The organism is Acidovorax sp. sif0632, from assembly GCF_019218805.1.
Taxonomy (GTDB): Bacteria; Pseudomonadota; Gammaproteobacteria; order Burkholderiales; family Burkholderiaceae_C; genus Acidovorax; species Acidovorax facilis.
On record NZ_JAHUWW010000005.1, the window covers coordinates 311,792 to 331,271 of the forward strand.

19 protein-coding genes and 1 riboswitch are annotated in these 19,480 nt (G+C 66.7%); of the genes, 6 read left to right on the forward strand and 13 right to left on the reverse strand.

Annotated elements, in window-relative coordinates:
* The first annotated feature begins 30 nt into the window (after positions 1-30).
* Together KW832_RS17560 and KW832_RS17565 are read left to right on the forward strand one after the other, a co-directional pair.
* On the forward strand, positions 31-1,401 hold the full coding sequence (locus tag KW832_RS17560) for a M20/M25/M40 family metallo-hydrolase (protein WP_218300768.1): 1,371 nt from the start codon (positions 31-33) through the stop codon (positions 1,399-1,401).
* A 212-nt stretch (positions 1,402-1,613) separates the two neighbouring features.
* The gene (locus KW832_RS17565) at positions 1,614-2,096 is read left to right on the forward strand and encodes a YidB family protein (protein ID WP_218300767.1); all 483 of its coding nucleotides are present in this window, start codon (positions 1,614-1,616) and stop codon (positions 2,094-2,096) included.
* Between the two features lie 74 nt (positions 2,097-2,170).
* Here the strand turns inward: KW832_RS17565 and KW832_RS17570 are convergent, their stop codons facing one another.
* The 5 genes from KW832_RS17570 to otnI all read right to left on the reverse strand — a co-directional run bounded on the left by KW832_RS17570 (position 2,171) and on the right by otnI (position 9,432).
* Complete coding sequence (locus tag KW832_RS17570) at positions 2,171-3,049, reverse strand: alpha/beta hydrolase (RefSeq protein WP_218300766.1); 879 nt, start codon at positions 3,047-3,049, stop codon at positions 2,171-2,173.
* A 155-nt stretch (positions 3,050-3,204) separates the two neighbouring features.
* Positions 3,205-4,767, reverse strand: coding sequence for a M20 family metallopeptidase (locus tag KW832_RS17575; protein WP_218300765.1), 1,563 nt, complete (start codon positions 4,765-4,767; stop codon positions 3,205-3,207).
* 184 nt (positions 4,768-4,951) lie between these two features.
* Positions 4,952-6,208 (reverse strand): diguanylate cyclase, encoded by a 1,257-nt coding sequence (locus KW832_RS17580; RefSeq protein WP_121421690.1) that lies wholly within the window; start codon positions 6,206-6,208, stop codon positions 4,952-4,954.
* A gap of 121 nt (positions 6,209-6,329) precedes the next feature.
* On the reverse strand, positions 6,330-8,390 hold the full coding sequence (locus KW832_RS17585) for a methyl-accepting chemotaxis protein (protein WP_218300764.1): 2,061 nt from the start codon (positions 8,388-8,390) through the stop codon (positions 6,330-6,332).
* A gap of 229 nt (positions 8,391-8,619) precedes the next feature.
* Positions 8,620-9,432 (reverse strand): 2-oxo-tetronate isomerase, encoded by an 813-nt coding sequence (gene otnI / locus KW832_RS17590; RefSeq protein ID WP_218300763.1) that lies wholly within the window; start codon positions 9,430-9,432, stop codon positions 8,620-8,622.
* Between the two features lie 191 nt (positions 9,433-9,623).
* Here otnI and KW832_RS17595 point away from each other — a divergent pair, with 191 nt between their 5' ends.
* Together KW832_RS17595 and KW832_RS17600 are read left to right on the forward strand one after the other, a co-directional pair.
* Entirely contained in the window at positions 9,624-10,094 is a 471-nt protein-coding gene (locus KW832_RS17595) for a MerR family transcriptional regulator (RefSeq protein WP_218300762.1), read from the forward strand.
* Between the two features lie 72 nt (positions 10,095-10,166).
* Positions 10,167-10,802 (forward strand): NAD(P)H-dependent oxidoreductase, encoded by a 636-nt coding sequence (locus KW832_RS17600; protein ID WP_218300761.1) that lies wholly within the window; start codon positions 10,167-10,169, stop codon positions 10,800-10,802.
* Here KW832_RS17600 and KW832_RS17605 read toward each other — a convergent pair.
* The 4 genes from KW832_RS17605 to KW832_RS17620 all read right to left on the reverse strand — a co-directional run bounded on the left by KW832_RS17605 (position 10,786) and on the right by KW832_RS17620 (position 14,395).
* On the reverse strand, positions 10,786-11,916 hold the full coding sequence (locus KW832_RS17605) for a glycerophosphodiester phosphodiesterase (RefSeq protein WP_218300760.1): 1,131 nt from the start codon (positions 11,914-11,916) through the stop codon (positions 10,786-10,788). The two genes, KW832_RS17600 and KW832_RS17605, sit on opposite strands and share 17 nt — an antisense overlap.
* A gap of 68 nt (positions 11,917-11,984) precedes the next feature.
* On the reverse strand, positions 11,985-12,569 hold the full coding sequence (metW, locus tag KW832_RS17610; protein WP_218300759.1) for a methionine biosynthesis protein MetW: 585 nt from the start codon (positions 12,567-12,569) through the stop codon (positions 11,985-11,987).
* Complete coding sequence (locus KW832_RS17615; protein ID WP_218300758.1) at positions 12,566-13,696, reverse strand: homoserine O-acetyltransferase; 1,131 nt, start codon at positions 13,694-13,696, stop codon at positions 12,566-12,568. The genes metW and KW832_RS17615 overlap by 4 nt, the downstream gene beginning before the upstream one ends.
* A gap of 132 nt (positions 13,697-13,828) precedes the next feature.
* The gene (locus KW832_RS17620) at positions 13,829-14,395 is read right to left on the reverse strand and encodes a TMEM165/GDT1 family protein (protein WP_218300757.1); all 567 of its coding nucleotides are present in this window, start codon (positions 14,393-14,395) and stop codon (positions 13,829-13,831) included.
* Between the two features lie 10 nt (positions 14,396-14,405).
* Positions 14,406-14,596, reverse strand: a riboswitch (yybP-ykoY riboswitch).
* Between the two features lie 333 nt (positions 14,597-14,929).
* On the opposite strand from KW832_RS17620, the gene KW832_RS17625 reads away from it, so the two are divergent.
* Together KW832_RS17625 and KW832_RS17630 are read left to right on the forward strand one after the other, a co-directional pair.
* The gene (locus KW832_RS17625; RefSeq protein WP_218300756.1) at positions 14,930-15,319 is read left to right on the forward strand and encodes an RNA-binding protein; all 390 of its coding nucleotides are present in this window, start codon (positions 14,930-14,932) and stop codon (positions 15,317-15,319) included.
* 272 nt (positions 15,320-15,591) lie between these two features.
* Positions 15,592-16,125, forward strand: a complete 534-nt coding sequence (locus tag KW832_RS17630) for an RNA-binding protein (RefSeq protein WP_218300755.1) — start codon at positions 15,592-15,594, stop codon at positions 16,123-16,125.
* 132 nt (positions 16,126-16,257) lie between these two features.
* On the opposite strand, the gene KW832_RS17635 is transcribed toward KW832_RS17630, so the two are convergent.
* The 4 genes from KW832_RS17635 to KW832_RS17650 all read right to left on the reverse strand — a co-directional run bounded on the left by KW832_RS17635 (position 16,258) and on the right by KW832_RS17650 (position 19,448).
* The gene (locus tag KW832_RS17635) at positions 16,258-17,037 is read right to left on the reverse strand and encodes an SDR family oxidoreductase (protein ID WP_218300754.1); all 780 of its coding nucleotides are present in this window, start codon (positions 17,035-17,037) and stop codon (positions 16,258-16,260) included.
* A gap of 27 nt (positions 17,038-17,064) precedes the next feature.
* Positions 17,065-17,688: an LPS export ABC transporter periplasmic protein LptC gene (gene lptC, locus KW832_RS17640; protein WP_121421699.1), complete on the reverse strand. Its 624-nt coding sequence runs from the start codon at positions 17,686-17,688 to the stop codon at positions 17,065-17,067.
* 67 nt (positions 17,689-17,755) lie between these two features.
* The gene (locus KW832_RS17645) at positions 17,756-18,316 is read right to left on the reverse strand and encodes an HAD family hydrolase (protein ID WP_218300753.1); all 561 of its coding nucleotides are present in this window, start codon (positions 18,314-18,316) and stop codon (positions 17,756-17,758) included.
* Positions 18,317-18,446: 130 nt separating this feature from the next.
* Entirely contained in the window at positions 18,447-19,448 is a 1,002-nt protein-coding gene (locus KW832_RS17650) for an SIS domain-containing protein (RefSeq protein WP_218300752.1), read from the reverse strand.
* Positions 19,449-19,480: the final 32 nt, after the last annotated feature.

The window sequence follows — 19,480 nt, forward strand, 5'->3', positions numbered from 1 at the left end:
CCGTTTGTGTTCGTGTTTCGCTGGATCACCATGACTCTCCCTCTCCATACCTTCCGTGCCACAGCCCTTGCGGGTGCCATGGCTCTCGCCTGCGCCGCCTTGCTGCCCGGTGCCGCCCATGCGCAGTTCGGCGCCGTGGCGCCCACGCCCACCGTGCTGCGCCCTGCCGTGGACAAGGCCTACGGCCAGCTCATGGCTGCGCCCCAGATCCTGCAGCTGCTCGACGCCGTGAAGGCCGACCACGACCGCGCCACCGAAGACCTGCGCATGCTCACCGAGATCGAGGCGCCGCCGTTCAAGGAACAAAAGCGTGCCGAAGCCTTCCTGGCCCGGCTCCAGGCCCTGGGCCTGACCAACGCCGCCATCGATGCCGAAGGCAACGTCGTGGGCGTGCGCAAGGGCACGGGCAACGGCCCCAAGCTGGTCATCTCGGCCCACCTGGACACGGTGTTCCCATCCGGCACCGATGTGAAGGTGAAGGAGCGCGACGGCAAGCTGTATGCGCCCGGCATTTCCGACAACACACGCGGCCTGGCCGTGCTGCTGTCGTGGCTCAAGGTGCTGAACGACCAGAAAATCGCCACCGTGGGCGACCTGGTGTTCGTGGGCAATGTGGGCGAGGAAGAGCTGGGCAACCTGCGCGGCATGAAGCACCTTTTCAAGGAACACCTGGACATCGACGGCATGGTGGCGCTGGAGCCCGCGCCCGATGGCACGGTGCTGGTGCTGGGCACGGGCAGCCACCGCCACGAGGTGACCTTCAAGGGCCCGGGCGGCCACAGCTACGCCGCGTTTGGCGAGGTGCCCAGCGCCATCCACGGCATGGGCCGCGCCATTGCCAAGATCGCCGACATCCGCACGCCCAAGAGCCCCAAGACCACGTTCACCGTGGGCACTGTGGGCGGCGGCACATCGGTCAACACCATCGCGCCGGATGCGCGCATGGCGGTGGACATCCGCTCCGACGAAACAGCCCCGATGCTGGCCACCGAAAAGCAGGTGCTGGCCGCCGTGGACAGCGCCGTGACCGAAGAGAACGCACGCTGGGGTGTGAACACCCTGAGCGCATCGACCAAACTCATCGGCGACCGGCCCGGTGGCCGTACGGCGGCGGATTCGGTCATTGTGGAAGCGGCCGTGCGCGCCAACACGGCGTTTGGCCGCAAGACGGTGCTGGGCGGCGCGAGCACCGATGCCAACGTGCCCATGTCGCTGGGCATCCCCGCCATCGTGATCGGGGGCGGCGGCAAGACGGGCGGGTTCCACGCGCTGTCCGAATGGATTGACCTGACGGACGCCTGGAAAGGCGCGCAGACCTCGCTGGTCACGGTGCTGGGGCTGGTGGGGGTGCAGGGTGTGAGTGCACCGCTGCTGGACAAGCGCCCACCCCGCGCCAAGTAGTTGCGCGGCAGCGGGGCGCCCTCTCAGCGACACACACCAGCGCGGGAGTGGAGCGGGCCGTGGATGGCGTGTTGCCGCGTGCCCTGCCGGGCAGGGCCCGCAGCACCACAATTCACGATTGTTGACATGAAGGAGACGCCAAGGTGCGTACCATGGGTGGTTCCGTCCGGGGCGGCGCACCGCCGTCCTTTATCCCTCTGCAGGAGAACACCATGGGTTTGCTCGATTCCGTTCTGGGTGCCGTTATCAACAATGCATCGCAAGGCGGCAATGGCGCCGCTGCAGCCGGTGGGGCCGGGAGTGGCTTGGGCGGCTTGATCAGCCTGGCTGCGCAGAACCCGCAGCTGGTGCAGGCCGTGATGTCCCTGATCAGCAACGACGGCCCGGTGGGCGGTCTGCCGGGGTTGATGGCCAAGTTTCAGCAGGCGGGGCTTGGCAATGTGATTGCGTCCTGGCTGAGCGCGGGGCCGAATCAGGCGATCTCCGGCGAACAGTTGTCCAGCGTGCTGGGCAGCGGCCCGCTGTCGCAGATCGCGTCGCAACTGGGCGTAGGCCCCGGCGCGGCAGCAGGCCAGCTGGCCCAGGTACTGCCGGGCCTGATCGACCAGCTCAGCCCGCGCGGCGAGGCGCCGCAGGGCGGGTTTGGCACCTCGAACGACCTGTTCGGAATGCTGGGCGGATTGTTGCAAAAATGATAGCTGCTAGCGCTTTATAGATAAGCGCTGGCGGCCATTTTGGCTTGAAATTTTGGGTAACCGCGACGACCCGGCTACCTCACTGCCGGACAGCGCCGCACCAGCCACTGCTGCAGCAGGTTGAACACCGGCTCGGCCAGCTCCGGGCTTTCATTGAACAGCTCGTGGAACAGGGGTTCAAAGCAGTGTGCATGCACGACGGCCTTGGGGGCTGCGGCCGCAAAGGCACGGCTGCCCGCAGGGTGGACCAGCTTGTCGCTGCCCGCCCACATCAGCAGCGTGGGCACGCTCCAGTGCGCGGCGCGGGCCACGGTGGCGGGGCCGCCGTTGGCGATGAAGCGGGCCAGGCGGGCGCTGATGCGGTCGTGGCACAGCGGGTCGGCCAGGTAGGCCTCGACCACGGCCGGGTCGTGCGAGAGGTACTGCGCATCGAGCCCATTGCCCACGCGCAGGTTGGGTGCGATGCGCGGCAGCGTGGCCAGCAGCAGCTTTTGCACGGCGCCCAGGCCCGCATCCAGCGCGGGGGATGACAACACCAGGGCGTCCACAGGCCGTATCTTCAACGACACAAAACGCGAAGCCACAAGCCCGCCCATGCTGTGGCCCAGCAACACCAGGGGCTGGCCTGCGGGCATGCGGGCGCGCGTGGCGTCCACCAGGTCGGCCAGGTCATCCAGCAGGCGCAGGTCCGAAGTGAGGCCGCCACGTGGCCCACCAGATTCGCCGTGACCATACTGGTCGTAACCCCGCACGGCAAAACCCCAGTCGTTGAGGCGGCGGGCCACCGCGTCATAGCGGCCCACATGTTCGCCCAGGCCATGCACCAGCAGCACGGTGCCCCGGCAGGGCTCGCCCTCGGGCAGGGGCCAGTCCTGCACAGCCAGGTTTTCGCCGTCGCTGGCGGTGAAGGTGGTGAGGGTGGAGGGAGCGAGTTCGTCGGCGTCGAGGGTCATGGTGAAAGGGCTGGCACAGACAGGGGAGCAGAACGCGGATCAGGCGGGGTGCAACACGGGGGATGCCGAGCAAGGGCCGCCCCGCAGCGAGGGCATCGTCCCCCTTCCCGAAGTCACGCAGCGACTTCGAGAGAAGGGGGAAGACGCGAAGCGACTCAGGGGGTTGTACCCGAGCTTTCCGCCATGCCTGCAATCACCTGCGCCACTGCGGCGGTGAGCTTCTTGGCGTAGGGCACATGCAGGAACTCGTTGGGGCCGTGGGCGTTGCTCTTGGGGCCGAGCACACCACACACCATCATTTGCGCGGTGGGGAAGCCTTCGCTGAGCATGTTCATGAGCGGGATGGTGCCGCCCTGGCCGATGTAGCCGCAGGGCGCACCAAAGTGGGCCTGCGAGGCGGCGTTGAGCGCCTGCTCGAACCAGGGCGTGGTGGCGGGGGCGTTCCAGCCTGTGGCGCCGCTCATGCTCTGGAAGGTGACCTTCGCCTGGTAGGGCGCGTTGTCTTCGAGCAGGGCTTTCAGCTCCTGCACGGCGGCGGCGGCGTCCACCAGGGGCGGAAGGCGCAGGCTGAGCTTGAAGGCGGTGTAGGGGCGCAGCACATTGCCTGCGTCCTGCAGGGCCGGGAAGCCTTCGGCGCCGGTCACGCTCAGCGTGGGCTCCCAGGTGCGCTTGAGCAGGGCCTGCAGCGGGTCGGTGGTGGTGGGCAATGCAAAGGTGGTGGAGCCGCCGCAGTCGTAGTGCGCCCAGGGGAAGCGCTTGTACACATCTTCGCCCAGGATGCCCGCCGTGGCGCGGGCCTGGGCCAGGCGGTCGGCAGGCACTTCGCAATGAAAGCTCTGGGGCAGGAGACGGCCGGTGGCGCTGTCTTCGAGCCGGTCGAGCACCTGCCGCATGATGCGGAACGACGAAGGCACCAGGCCCGAGGCGTCACCGGAGTGGATGCCTTCGGTGAGGATCTCGACCTTGAGCGTGCCGGTGGCCATGCCGCGCAGGCTGGTGGTGAGCCACAGCTGGTCGTAGTTGCCGGCGCCCGAGTCCAGGCACACGACCAGCGCCACGTTGCCCATGCGGGGCTTCAGTGCATCGATGTAGGGCAGCAGGTCGCGCGAGCCGCTTTCCTCGCAGGTCTCGATCAGGCCCACGATGCGCGGGTGGGGCACGTTCTGGCGCTTGAGCTCCTGCACGGCGGCGATGCTGGCATAGACCGCGTAGCCGTCATCGGCGCCGCCCCGGCCATAGAGCTTGCCGTCTTCGTACTTGGGCGTCCAAGGACCGAGGTCGTTACGCCAGCCGCTGAACTCGGGTTGCTTGTCGAGGTGGCCGTACATGAGCACGGTGTCACCGGCCCCCACGCTCCCCGCTGCGCGTGGTTCGCTGCCCCCCGAGGGGGCTGCGCCGCCTTCGGGCGGCCGTGCGGCGTCGCGGGCGCCGGCCTGGGTAGCGTCGATTTCAAAGAACAGCACGGGGGTGCGGCCTGGGAGGCGCACGATTTCGAGCGTGAGGCCTTCAACCTTCTGCGACTCGACCCACGCGGCGGCGTTGCGCACCACGGTGTCGAGCAGGCCCTGCTCGGCCCAATCGGGCGAGAACATGGGCGACTTGGCGGGGATGGCGATGTAGTCGGTGAGCTGGCGAACAATGTCGTTGTCCCAGGCTTGGCTAACCCGTTCGAGGGCCAGGGCGGGTTGCAGGGCGTGGGGGGGGACTCGGGCGTTCATGGGCAGCTCTCCTGAATACGGCGGATCTTGTGGACCGAAACCAGCATTCCAACACAACGCCTGTGCGGGCGCCATGGCAGGTATCCATAGACCCGCGACATAGTCTGGCAGCGCTGTGGCAGGGGGCGCAGCTCTTCTTCGGGTGGTGTGCCCAGCGTGGCCCGTCCCGCGTCCCTCTTGGGGGTCAATACCGGGAAACAGGATGCGTGTCGGGATTGGCCTGTGCCGCCGCCAGGGAGGCGGGGCGCCGCAGGCTGGTGGACACCTCCACCCGGTTGCGGCCGTTTTCCTTGGCCTGGTAGAGCGCACGGTCGGCTGCGGCGATCAGCATGTCCCAGCTGTCGCCGGGCTCCAGCCGGCCGCCAAAGACGCCAATGCTGACCGTGACGGCAATGCCCAGGGCCGCGTCGGTGGTTGCATCTGGCGCGGCTCCGCCGACTGCGCGGATGCGGCAGCGCGATTCCTCCACCGCCTTGCACAGTTCCCGCGCCAGCTGCTCGGCCCCCAGCAACGTGGTGTCGGGCAGCACCACCATGAATTCCTCACCCCCGTAGCGGCCCACCAGGTCCTGCGCCCGCACGCGCTCGCTCAGCACATTGACCACGCTGCACAGCACCTGGTCACCGGCGGGGTGCCCGTAGCGGTCGTTGACCCGCTTGAAGTGGTCGATGTCCACCATCATGAGCGCGATGGATTCGCGCGAGCGCACGGCGCGCGAGACGTCGCGGTCCAGCGCCGCGATCAGCGAGCGGCGGTTGGCCACGCCAGTAAGCGGATCCAGCGCCGCCATGATGCGGTTGTTCTCGTCGGCACGGTCGCGAGACATGAACACAAATCCCATGGAGCTGATAAGCACCACAGAAAACGTGGCCATGAAGGTCAGCGTCTGCAGCAGGCTGCCCTGGAGGATGCTGGTGGCCGTCTGGCTTTCGCCCAAGGCCAGCAGCGCGCGGCCCCCCAGCACCAGGGCCTCCAGGCCCAGCCCTGCCACCAGCAGCCACTGCCCGCGCCCCACGGTGGCATGGCGGCGCTCCAGGGCCGCCACCAGAGCCCACACGGCCTGCAGCCCGATGACCAGGCCCACAAAACTCGCGCGCGCCGGAAAGTTGTCGATAAACACGATGACAAAACACGTGACCAGCGCCGACGGTGTGAGCAGCAGCAGCCACCGTGGCGGGCGCCCCTGGAACTGGTAGATCGCGGCGATCATCCCCACAAACACGCAGGACAGCAGCAGGTTGCCCAGCACGATGGACACCACATCCGGCACCAGACCCCGCAGCATGATCAGCAAATGCCCGACGGCATTGACCATCAGGGCGGCCGCCCACCGTCCCAGGCCATCGCGCCGACGCCCCCAGCCCACCACAGCCATGGAGGCGGCCATCATGAGCGAACTCACGATGATCATGACCAGCATGGTGGGAACGTGGGCGGCCATGGATGGGGGTGGGCGGTGTGGTGGGGGGGTTTCAGATCAGCATAAACGAAGGTCTGCAGACCGCAAACCGCCAGATGACCACGCGTCCCCGCCGCACAGTCGATTGGTCGGATGCAGTGGGCTATTGCAACTGGGCGGGTGCGCGCGCGCCACTGCCGGGGGCGTGCACCGCCTCGCCCTCGCCCGTTTGTGCCATGGGCGCGGCCAGGGCCGCGCGCTGGGTGTAGCCGATACCGCCACCGGCAGCGCCCTCGGCCCGCGAGAGCTTGAACACCTGCACCGCCCCCGCAAGACGGGAGGCCTGCTCCCGCAGGCTTTGGGCTGCGGCGGCGGATTCCTCCACCAGGGCAGCGTTCTGCTGTGTCATCTGGTCCAATTGGTTGACGGCAGTGTTGACCTGGCCGATGCCGTCGGACTGCTCGCTCGATGCCGCTGTGATCTCACCAATGATGTCGCCCACGCGTTTGACCGAGCCCACGATCTCGTCCATGGTGGTGCCCGCGTTCTGCACCAGGCGTGCGCCCGATTCCACCCGCTCCACCGAGGCGCCGATGAGCGCCTTGATCTCGCGCGCGGCCTCGGCACTGCGCCCTGCCAGACTGCGGACCTCGCTGGCCACCACGGCAAAGCCCCGGCCTTGTTCACCAGCGCGGGCGGCTTCCACCGCTGCGTTCAGGGCCAGGATGTTGGTCTGGAACGCAATGGAATCGATCACGCCGATGATGTCGGCAATCTTGCGCGAGCTTTGGTTGATGTCGCCCATGGTGGTGACCACCTCGCCCACCACCTGGCCACCGCGTGCGGCCACGGCGGCGGCGGTGCTGGCCAGCTGGTTGGCCTGGCGCGCGGCGTCGGCCGACTGGCGCACGGTGGAGGTAAGGTGCTCCATGCTCTGCGCGGTCTGCGCGAGGCTGCTGGCCGTGGCCTCGGTGCGGGCCGACAGGTCCTGGTTGCCGCTGGCGATCTCGGCGCTGGCGGTGGTGATGCTGTCCACCGCCGTGCGCACCTGCTGCAGCATCTGCGTGTAGCGCTGGCGCATGCCTTCCACCTCCTGCACCAGCGCGCCGATTTCGTCGCGCCGCGTGGTGCGGAATTCTTCTGTCAGGTCGCCCTGCGCTACCAGGGTGATGGCCTGGGTCAGGTCCTGCAGCGGGCGGCTTACGCCCCGGCGCAGCATGAGGAACAGGCCGATGGCCAGCAGCACCACGGCCACGGCCATCAACCCCCACACGGCGAGCGTGACGCGGCGCTGGCTGGCCATGGCCTCGCCGTCGGCCACCTCCGCCACCACCCACCAGCCGCCGCCGGTTTTGCGCACCAGGGCCCAGGGGTCTTCGGCACCGGTGCCCAGCACGGGCGCGGCCTCGCGCACAAAGCCGTCGGGCGATGCGGCCAGGGCTTCAAAAAACGGGCGGGCCTGGGGGTAGGCTTCCAGCACACGCTTGCCGCGTGCCGTGGGGTGGTACACGAACACCGCCTTGTCGAGCGAGGTGCCGGGGTTGATCACGTACGTGCCGCCATGCTCGAAGAATTTTGTCTGCGTGACCTGCTTTTGCAGCATGGCGTGGAACACGCTGATGTCGTTGCCGATGAACAGCAGCGCAATCACCTTGCCCGAAGCGTCTTTGGCGGGCAGGTAGTGGCCCATGAAGGGCTTGCCGCCCACCACGGTGACGCCGGTGTAGGGCTCGCCCTTGGACACGGTGGCATAGGCCGGGTCGTCCTTGCCCAGCGGCGTGCCCTGCTGGCGCGCGCCCTGTTCGTTCTTGACCGAGGTGGTGATGCGCACGAAGTCATCGCCCTTCTTGGCGAACACGGTGGCGATACCGCCGGTCTCGCTGGCGAACTTGTCGACCGAGCCGTAGTCCTCGTTCACCAGCGCGCCGTAGCTGCGCAGCTCGCCCGAGGCTTCGTCGAGCTGCATGGTGGCCTCGAAGTAGCGCTGAAAGCCCTTCATGGTCAGCTGCACCAGCTCGCGGTTGGTGTTGTCGGCGGCGTCCAGCGACTGCGCCACGCTCTGCGCGGTGTCGCCCACACTGGAGGCGACCAGGGCGCGGGTGCTGCGCTCGGTGAGCACGGCAATGGCCAGCCCCACCAGCACCAGCACCAGGGCCACCAGCGCAATGGCGGTCAGCGTGACCTGGCGCGCGACGGAACGGTTGTTGGCAAGGGAAGCAGCCATGCAGTGTGTCTCCTGGAGATTGAAAGCCCAAAGCCGGCTGTCGCCGGTCTGCGGTCACTCTACGTCCAGAGGCTTGTTACATTTATTCACGCATTCCCTTACGCAAAGCTGCGTACCTCAACGCCGCCGATGTGTGAGTCATGGCCTGCGAAACTGGCACTGCCCAAGCCGAGGACGCCGAGCAAGTACCGCCCCACAACGAAGGCGTAGGGGGAAGGCGCAAAGCGACTCAGCGGATCTTCCCAGTCATCCAGCCCAGGCCTTGCGAGGTGCCCGCTGCGGGCCGGTATTCGCAGCCGACCCAGCCGCCGTAGCCCAACGCGTCGATGGTGTCGAAGAGAAAGGGGTAGTTCAGCTCCCCCCGGTCCGGCTCGTGGCGCCCGGGCACACCGGCAATCTGAACATGCGCCACCCGGCCCGTGGGCAGGTACTGGTGCAGCTTGGTGGCCACGTCACCCTCCACGATCTGGCAGTGGTAGAGGTCCATCAGCACCTTGAGGTTGGGGGCCTGCGCCGCATCAAGCAGCTCGTGCGCGTGATCCTGCCGGTTCAGAAAGTAGCGCGGCATGTCGCGCAGGTTGATGGGCTCGATGAGGATGTCGCACCCCGCACGCGCAGCCTCGGCCGCCGCCCAGCGCAGATTGCCAACGCACAGGTCCTTGAGGGATTCGCGCTCCACGCCGGGCGGCACGATGCCCGAGAGCACGTGGATGCGCGGGCAGCCCAGCACCTCGGCATAGCGCAGGGCTTCTTGCACGCCCGCGCGGAACTCGGCCTCATGCCCAGGCAGCGCTGCGGTGCCGCGCGCGTTCTGGTCCCACGCCGCCGCCATGCGGCTGCGGTCGGTGCCGCCAGGCGGGGCATTGAACAGCACCAGCTGCAAGCCGTTGTCCGCAAGCCGGGCCGCCACCTCGACGGGCTCGAAGGCATAGGGAAACAAGAACTCCACCGCCGTGAACCGGTCGCGCGCCGCAGCGGCAAAACGGTCCAGAAACGGCAGCTCGGTGTACATCAGGCTCAGGTTGGCGGCAAACTGGGGCATGGCGGGCGCGGGCGGAAGGTGGAATCAGAGCGCAGCAGCTTATCGTGCAGCATCGGGGCCAGCAGCCCTTGACAAGCCTCAACCAGGCTCCACCCATGAAAAATATGAGCAAAATTGGCACCTAGCGCTTAATGGATAAGCGCCAGTAGCTATTAATTTAATAGTATTTTGCTCTCCTACCAGGACACCCAATGCGCATCGGAGAACTCGCCCAACGCACCGGCACCACGCCCAAGGCCATCCGGCTGTACGAGGCCCGGGGCCTGCTGGGCACGGTGGCGCGCGCAGGCAGCTACCGCCACTATGGCGAGGCCGATGTGGCCCGCGTGTTGCTGATCCGCCAGGCCCAGGCGCTGGGTTTTCGGCTGTCGGAGCTGGATGGCCTGCCCCACATCGACACCGCTGCAGGCTGGGAACGCATGGCCCAGCTGGTGGCCGGGCGGCGGGCCGCCGTGGCGCAGGAGCTGGCGCGCCTGTCAGCGCTGGACGCGCAGCTGGCGCTGTTGGAAGCCGAGCTGCACACCTGCGACACGCTGGCCGTGCCCGTGGCACCCGAAGCCTGCGCCGCGCCCTCCACACTGGCGGTGGCACCTCCAGCGCACAACCCCGCGCAATTTGGTGCAGCGACCACGGCGGGCGCTGCGAGATTCACCGCGACTTGACCTGACCGCTTGACTCTGCCCCGTGGGGCAGGGTGACCATGGCGCCATCAACAACACCGTGATGGAGCGTCTGTGGCAGAGCAACAAAACATTCTGGTCATCCTGGGCCACCCCACCGCCGAGAGCCTGTGCGCAGGCATGGCACGTGCCTATGCCGAGGGCGCCAGGCGCGCAGGGGCGCAGGTGCGGTTTCTGGACGTGGGTCAGCTGACCTTCAACCCCCTGTTCCAGGGCTATGGCGCTGCCCAGCCGCTGGAACCCGATTTGCTGGCCGCGCAGGCCGACATCACCTGGGCGCACCATCTGGTGTGGGTCTATCCGATCTGGTGGGGCGCCATGCCCGCGCTGCTCAAGGGTTTTATCGACCGCGTGCTGCTGCCCGGCTATGCCTTCAAGTACCGCAAAGGCTCATCACTGTGGGACAAGCTGCTGGCCGGCCGATCGGCCGAGCTGCTGGTGACCATGGACTCGCCGCCCTGGTACTTCCGCTGGGTCACACGCATGCCAGGGCACCACCAGATGAAGAAGGCCATCCTGGAGTTCTGCGGCATCAGCCCCGTGCAGGTGCACAGCTTTGGCCCGGTGCGCAGCGCCAGCACCGAGCGGCTGGCGCAGTGGGTGGAAAAGGCGCGGCAACTGGGGCAGCGCCAGGGGGCACGCTCCGCGCCGGGCAAGCCGCGCCCGGCACCCGTCACTTCGTCGCCGTGAATGCTTGAACGGCAGCTCGGCCCACGGCCGGGTCGTCGGTGAAGAAGCCGTCGATGCCTGCGCGCAGATAGGCCGTGATCTCACCCACGCTGTCGCCGCGCACGGTGCCATCGGTGGTCGGTGCTTTCTTCAGGCCTGCGGGCAGGAAGGCGTTTTCGGGCCGCAGCGTCCAGATGTGCACGGCCAGGCCTTCGGCGCGGGCGCGCGCCACCAGCGTCGTGGGCTCGCCGGGAACGCCGTCCTTGACCGGCACCACCAGCGTCTTGAAGGGGCCGATGGCATTGGCATAGGTGGCCACCTGCTTGAGGCCCTCGGGCGTGATGAGGTCGGCATAAGCGCGCGTGTTGGCCGCGCCCTGCGCCACAAAGTCATACGGCCGGCCCGAGGGCGCCACCAGTTGCACCAGACGCACGCTGCTGAGCTTGCGGATTGCCTGCAGGTTGCTGACCTCGAACGACTGCACGAACACGGGCGCGTCCTTGTGGTTCCAGCCGTTCTTCTCCAGCGCGGCCAGCAGCGGCGCCTCCAGCGGCAGGCCGATGGACTGGAAGTAGGTGGGGTGTTTGGTCTCAGGGTAGATGCCGATGGTCCTGCCCGTCTTCGCGCTCTGGGCCTTGGCCAGGTCGATGACTTCCTGCAGCGTGGGCACCTCGAACTGGCCGTTGTAGGCCACGTTGGCCGGGCGCTGCGCGGGGATGCGCTCGCGGGCGCGCAGGGTCTTGAGTTCGGCCAGGGTGAAGTCTTCGGTGAACCAGCCGGTGATGGCCTGGCCGTCGATGGTCTTGGTGGTTTTGCGGCCTGCGAACTCGGGGCGGTCCACCACGTCGGTGGTGGCTTCCTTCACCGAGCCGTCGGCGCCCAGGATGGCAATCGCGTTCTCATGCCGGGCCACCAGCACGCCGTCCTTGGTGATCACCAGGTCGGGCTCGATGATGTCGGCGCCGTCGTCAATGGCCTGCTGGTAGGCGGCCAGCGTGTGCTCGGGCCGCAGCGCCGAAGCGCCCCGGTGGGCAATCACGGTGGGGGTGGGCGGCCAAGCCTGGGCGACGGCACCCAGCGCCCAAGTGGTCAACAGCGCGGCAGCGGTCACTGCGCGCAGTGCAATGCGTTTCATGCGGGTCTCCTACAAACGGAGACCGCACCTTAGCCGATGCGCTTGACAGCGTCGTGTCGCAAGGAGGCCTACGCGTGTTCGAAGTGAAAAACGGCCGTGCCCGCGCGTGCATTGGGCAGCCAGCGCACCTCTTGCCCGTCCTGCAGCCCGAAGGAGTCGAGGATGCGCAGGCCGTTCTTGGTGGCCAGCACTTCAAAGTCTTTGTAGGTGCCCACACGGATGTTGGGCGTGTCGTACCACTGGTAGGGCAGGCGTCGCGTCACGGGCATGCGTCCGCGCAGGATGGACAGGCGGTTGGGCCAGTGCGCAAAGTTGGGAAACGCCACCACACCCGTGCGGCCCACGCGCGCCGTCTCGCGCAGCATGGTCTCAGCATTGCGCAGGTGCTGCAGCGTGTCGATCTGCAGCACCACGTCAAAGCTGTTGTCGTCGAACATGACCAGCCCCTCGTCGAGGTTGAGCTGGATCACATCCACACCGCGCTGCACGCAGGCCAGCACGTTGGCGTCGTCGATCTCCACGCCATAGCCACTGCAGCCGCGCTCACGCTGCAGGTAGTCGAGCATGGCGCCGTTGCCACAGCCCAGGTCGAGCACGCGCGAGCCGGGAGGCACCAGGCGCGCCAGGGCTTGCATTGCCGCTTTGTCCGTCATGCTTGCAACTCCTTGGCAATGCTGTCGAAATAAGAGCGCATCACGCCCATGTAGCGGGCGTCATCGAGCAAAAAGGCATCGTGCCCGTGGGGCGCGTCGATCTCGGCGTAGCTCACGCTGCGGCGGTTGTCGAGCAAGGCCTTCACGATCTCGCGGCTGCGCTTGGGAGAGAAGCGCCAGTCGGTGGTGAAGCTCACCAGCAGGAACCTGGCCTGCGCCCGGGCCAGGGCCCGCGTGAGGTTGCCGGCATGGGTTCGCGCGGGGTCGAAGTAGTCGAGCGCGCGGGTGATGAGCAGGTAGGTGTTGGCGTCGAAGTAGTCGCTGAACTTGTCGCCCTGGTAGCGCAGGTAGCTTTCGATCTGGAACTCGATGTCCTGGGTGCTGTATTTCAGTTCCAGGCCTTCGCGCAGCTGCCGGCCGAACTTCTCGTTCATCACGTCGTCGCTCAGGTACGTGATGTGGCCGATCATGCGGGCAATGCGCAGGCCACGCTTGGGGATCACGCCGTGGCGGTAAAAGTGGCCGCCGTGGAAGTCCGGGTCGGTCACGATGGCGCGGCGGGCCACTTCGTTGAAGGCGATGTTCTCGGCTGTGAGGTTGGGGGCGCTGGCCACCACCACCGCGTGGCGCATGCGCTCGGGGTACTGCAGCGTCCAGCTCAATGCCTGCATGCCGCCCAGGCTGCCGCCCAGCACGGCCGCCAGTTGCTGGATGCCCAGACGGTCGAGCAGACGGGCCTGGGCATTGACCCAGTCCTCCACCGTGACCACCGGGAAGTCCGCGCCGTAGACCTCGCCCGTATCGGGATGGTTGTGCATGGGGCCGGTGGAGCCAAAGCAGGAGCCCAGGTTGTTCACGCCGATCACGAAGAAGCGGTCGGTGTCCACGGGCTTGCCGGGGCCGATCATGTTGTCCCACCAGCCCTCGCTCTTGTCCTGCCCGGCGTAGACGCCCGCCACATGGTGCGAGGCGTTGAGGGCGTGGCACACGAGCACGGCGTTCGAGCGGTCGGCATTGAGCGTGCCGTAGGTCTCGTAGGCCAGGTGGTAGTCGCGGATGGACGCACCGCTTTGCAGCGAGAGCACCTCCGGGAAATGCATGGACTGGGGCGTGGCAAAAAACGACATAAAAAAACCCGGCGTCGCTAAAAACGAGGCCGGGCGGATGTGTCGGACGGGTCTTTAGCAGGATTTATAAAGCGCCCGCAAGCTGTGGCAAATCGGCGCGTCTGGCAAATATACCAAAACGGCCGCTGCTACTCACCCGGCGGGCGTGAAGATCGCCACGAGCCCCAACACCAGAAAAATCACCGCCGAGACCACATGGACGGCGCGAATGGGCACGCGGCGAGTGATGCGCTCGCCCAGCCATACCACCGGCGCGTTGGCGATCATCATGCCGAGCGTGGTGCCCGCCACCACCCACAGGTAGGCGTTGTACTGCGCGGCCAGCATGACGGTGGCGATCTGGGTCTTGTCGCCCATTTCGGCCAGGAAGAATGCGACCACGGTAGTGCCAAACACCCCCCAGCGTGGCGATCCGTCGGCTTCGCCTTCGTCCAGCTTGTCGGGGAGCAGCATCCACACCGCCATGGCGATGAACGATGCACCCAGGATCCAGCGCAGTACCTGGGGGCCGAGGAACGTGGTCACCCAGGTACCCAAAGCCCCGGCCAGGCCGTGATTCACCAGGGTCGCCACCAGGATGCCAAGCACGATCGGCCAGGGTTTGCGAAAACGTGCGGCCAGCACGAGCGCGAGCAGCTGCGTCTTGTCGCCCATCTCGGCGAGCGCGACGATGGCGGTAGAAATGAAGAAGGCTTCCATGGGGGAGGGGGTCCTATCCGGCCGGATGGTGGAAAACGCATTGACTGCACCCCGACTCCGGCCATGTGGATCGGTTTGCAGTCAATGGTCTCGCCCAGCTCAAAAGCCGCATACGCCATAGGTTTCGAAGAACCCAAGTGTGTTGACGCATGCCCCCGGCGCATTGCGCGGCCGGGCGGTCTACTCCCCAAAGACTCGCGGATTTTACCCTGCTTCCGACAGGGAAAACAGGCGGGTGGTTGCCGAAAGGTGGCGACGGGCCAGGTTCGGGTGGCTGTTCAGACCCTGCGGGTTTCCCCTGAAAACCGCCGTTGCACGCTCCAAAATACCCACAAATTTGTGCAGGATGGATGGCTTGATCCAGAAATAAACCCCACACGCCTCATAAAGTGATTAATAATGGGTTCGCTTTTCTGCTTGCAGGAAAGCAGTTAGCTTAGCGGTGAATGGTCAGTTTCGCGTCTTTGAAGTCGTCACAGGTTTGTTGATTGCGTCGGACTCCATCGCGTTTTTGTGTTTTTTCAGGAGTCCTTCATGGGCAACAAACTTTACGTGGGCAACCTGCCCTACTCTTTCCGCGACGAAGATCTGCAACAGACCTTCAGCCAGTACGGCTCGGTCGGCAGCGCCAAGGTCATGATGGAGCGCGACACCGGCCGCTCCAAGGGTTTCGGCTTTGTCGAAATGGGCAGCGATGCTGAAGCCCAAGCCGCCATCCAAGGCGTGCATGGCACCAATTTCGGCGGCCGTGACCTCGTGGTCAACGAAGCCCGTCCCATGGAGCCCCGCGCTCCCCGTAGCGGCGGCTTCGGCGGCGGCAACGGTGGTGGCGGCGGCTACGGCGGTGGTGGAGGCGGCGGTTACGGCGGTGGCCGTAGCGGCGGCGGTGGTGGTGGTTACGGCGGTGGCCGTAGCAGCTACTAAAAAGACCTTGCTGGCAGACCTTTGCGGTCTGCCAAAGGCAAAACAAAGGAGCCCCTGGGCTCCTTTTTTCATGCCTGCGCGGCATCGCCACCACAGTCGGCATTGCCGCTTGCTTTTTCAGCAAAAGTGTGGCGCATAATGAGCCAGCGGGGTTTCCCCCGCTTAAAGTTTGCGGTGATCCGTCAGTTTCGCGCTGAGAGCGTCATTGAGATTAGCTGGCTGCGTTTTCGGGACTCCATCGCTTTTTCCATGTGTTTTTGAGGAGTCCCTCAATGGGCAACAAACTGTACGTCGGCAACCTGCCGTACTCGGTGCGCGACAGCGATCTCGAACAGGCCTTTGGCCAATTCGGCGCAGTGACCAGCGCCAAGGTCATGATGGAGCGCGACACAGGCCGCTCCAAGGGCTTTGGTTTCGTGGAAATGGGCAGTGACGCGGAAGCCCAGGCCGCCATCAATGGCATGAATGGCCAGCCACTGGGTGGCCGCAGTATCGTCGTGAACGAAGCACGCCCCATGGAGCCCCGCCCACCCCGCAGTGGCGGATTTGGCGGCGGTGGTGGCGGTTACGGCGGCGGCGGTGGTCGCAGTGGTGGCGGCGGTTACGGCGGTGGCCGTGAAGGCGGTGGTGGCTATGGCGGCGGCCGCGAGGGTGGCGGCGGTTACGGCGGCGGTGGTGGCGGTGGCCGCAGCGAAGGCGGATTCCGCAGCCCCTACGGCTCTGGCTCCCGCAACGGCGGTGGCGGCGGTGGCCGCAACGGCGGTGGTGGCGGCGGCTATGGTGGCGGTGGTGGCAACGGCTACTGAAGCAGGCCAGTGACGTTTCTCTGAAAGCCCCCTCGGGGGCTTTTTTCATGCACGACCGCCACGCCTTGCTTCTATCGCAGCCAGGACCGCCCCGAACCGGCGGCCAAAAACCACCCCCGGTGGACCTAGGAGCTACTGCTCGCTCTGCCGCCGCTTGCGCGGGCGCCCGGCCAGCAGCTTGTCGAACAGCACGTTCGGCACCATGCGCAGCAACTTGGCAACCACCCCCATTTGCCAGGGGATGACCCGGTAGCTGACACCGGCCGTGATGGCCCGGAAGGCACGGTCCGCAAAATCATCGGCCTGCATCAGAAACGGCATGCTGTAGCGGTTCTGGCGGGTGAGCGGCGTGTCAATGTAGCCCGGAGAAATGGTGACCACACGCACTCCGTGGGGGCGCATCTCCCCGCGCAGGCTCTCGCAGTAGCTGATGACGGCCGCCTTGCTGGCGCAATACGCACCATGCCCGGGCAGGCCACGGATGCCTGCCACGCTGCCGATGCCCACCAGTGTGCCGCTGCCCCGCTGCGCCATCGCGTCCGCAAAGGGATGGAAGGTGGCCGCCACGCCGATGTTGTTGGTGGCAAAGGTGCGTGCCATCACGTCGATGTCGTCGCGCACTGCCGTGTCCATGCCCACACTGATGCCCGCATTGGCAATGACCACGTCAGGCACCCCTTGGCGTGCGATGCAATCGCGGCCCGCAGCAACGATGCTGTCGGTCACGGCTACATCTGCACTATAAATTTCGTAGCTGTCAGCGCTTATTCCTTGAGCGCTAGCCCATGTTTTTACCTCAGAGGTGCGGCGCGCCACCAGGGCCAGGCGGTAGCCCGACCGGTGAAAGCGCAGGGCCAGGGCCTGGCCGATGCCGCTGGACGCGCCGGTGATGAAGACAAGGGGAGTGGTCATGCAGGTTCCGGACGTGGGCAACGCGTACTAGGGTTTGGCCGCGCCAGGCTGGAGCACGCCACGCACACGTCCGCGCAGCTGCAGCACCTGGTCGAGGTTGTCGTAGTCCATGCCGTCGGCCGTGAAGCGATCATTGCCGCGCGTGAGGGTGACGGGCTTGTCGGAACGCACGCGTTCGGTGTTGGTGTAGGCGTGCAGGAATTCGCTGCGGAACTCCAGCCGAGGCTGGGCGGGTGACCCTGGCTTGGCGGGCAGGGGCTCGCGCGTGACGATGGCATTTCCAAACAGCTGCACCTCCGAGCCATCGGCGTTGGTCAGGGCGCGGTCTGCCGTGGCCACGGTGAGGCGGCCCTGCGGCGTCACCGAGCGCATGCGCGCTTTGTCGATCTCCAGCGTGTCGGAGTCGGGGTAGTGCCGCGCTTCTTCGCCCTGCACTTCGCTTTGCAGGCGCCCGCTCGCGTCAAAGCTTTTTACCGAGAACGACTTCATGAAATAGTCGGGCTGGTTGCCTTGTTGGCGCTCGATGGCAGGCAGCAGGGGCATGGGCGCGTTGCGCACCAGCCACCAGGTGCCCAGCGCCAGCAGCCCCATGAGCACGACGGGCAGATAGAGCGAGAACTGTTCCCAGCCCTGGCGGACCCAGTTGCGCATCACGGTGTTGCCTCCGGGCCAGGCACGACAACCTGGCAGGTGGGGAAAGAGCGCAGAAAACCCCGGTTCATGCGGTGTACTCCGCCAGCAGTGCGGCATAGCGGCCCGAGGCCACCAGCAGCAGATCACACAGTTCGCGCGCGGCACCATCGCCGCCCCGGGCCTGCGTCACAAAATGGGCGGCGTGGCGCACTTCGGCCTGGGCGTTGGCCGGGGCGCACGCGAAAGCACTGCGGCGCATCACCGGCAGGTCGGGCCAGTCGTCACCCATCGCAGCAGCCTGGGACCAGTCCAGCCCCAGCGTGGCCAGCATCTGTTCAGCGGCGGGGCGTTTGTCTTCGGTGCCGAACACCGCGTGTTCGACGCCCAGCGCCTTCAGGCGCACGCGCAGCGGCGCGGAGTCGCGGCCCGTGATGACCGCAGGCGTGATGCCTGCCTTTTGCAGCAGCTTGAGCCCATGCCCGTCCAGCGTATTGAAGCGCTTGAGCGTTTCGCCCGATTCGCTGAAATACAGGCCGCCATCGGTCAGCACGCCATCGACATCGAAGAAGGCAATGCGCACGCCTTGGGCGCGCAGCAGCAGCTCGGGGGGAAATTGCAGCACCGGAAAGGTCACGTCAGAAGTCATCACGCAGCGTTTGAACAAGCACGGCCAAAGCCAGTGCACCCGTGGAACCGGCTTCGCCGGGCCAGGGGGTGCGTCTCCCCTTCAAGGGGGGAAGGCGCGAAGCGACTCAGGGGGGTCCTATCCAATGAGGTCATATGACTTTGGCTCGCATCAGGTCGCCGATGTGCACCACCCCCGTGAGCACCCCTCCCGCATCCACCACCAGCACGCTGGTGATGGCATGCGCCTCCATCATTTCGGCGGCGTCCACCGCAAGGGCGTCCGGGGCAATGCGGCGCGGGTGGGGGTGCATGACCTGGCCCGCCGTGGCAGTGCGCAGGTCGGCCCCGGCCTCGATGCGGCGGCGCAGGTCGCCGTCGGTGAAGATGCCCAGCACCTGGCCAGCAGCATCAACGATGGCCGAGGCGCCCAGGCCCTTGGCACTCATTTCGCGCATAAGGTCGCTAAAGGAGGCGTCGGGCGCCACACGCGGCACCTCGCTGCCAGTGCGCATGACATCGCTCACATGGGTGAGCAGCTTGCGCCCCAACGCACCGCCAGGGTGCGAACGGGCAAAGTCTTCAGGGCGGAAGCCCCGGGCGTCGAGCAGGGCTACGGCCAGCGCGTCGCCCATGGCCAGCTGGGCCGTGGTGCTGGCGGTGGGGGCCAGGTTCAGGGGGCAGGCCTCACGCTCCACGCTGCAGTCGAGCACCAGGTCGGCATGGCGGGCGAGCGTGGACTGCAGCCCGCCGGTCATCGCGATCAGCGGGGCGCCCAGGCGCTTGAGCACGGGCAGGATGGCCGTCAGTTCACCACTTTCGCCGCTGTTGGAGATCGCCAGGACCAGGTCGTCGCCCGTGACCATGCCCAGATCGCCGTGGCTGGCCTCGGCCGGGTGCACAAAAAACGCCGGCGTGCCCGTAGATGCCAGCGTGGCTGCAATCTTGCGGCCCACGTGGCCGCTTTTGCCCATGCCCATCACCACCACACGGCCACGGGCCTGCAGCACCATCAACACAGCCTCGGCAAACACGCCATCGACGCGGGCCGCCAGCCCGGTCAGCGCCGCCGCCTCAATGTCAAAGGTCTCGCGGGCCAGGCGCAGGGCCTGTTCGGCATCAAAAGGGGGCAGCGTGGCGGGCACAGGGGTCATCCGGTGGATTCTATCGACCGGGCATGCCTGCG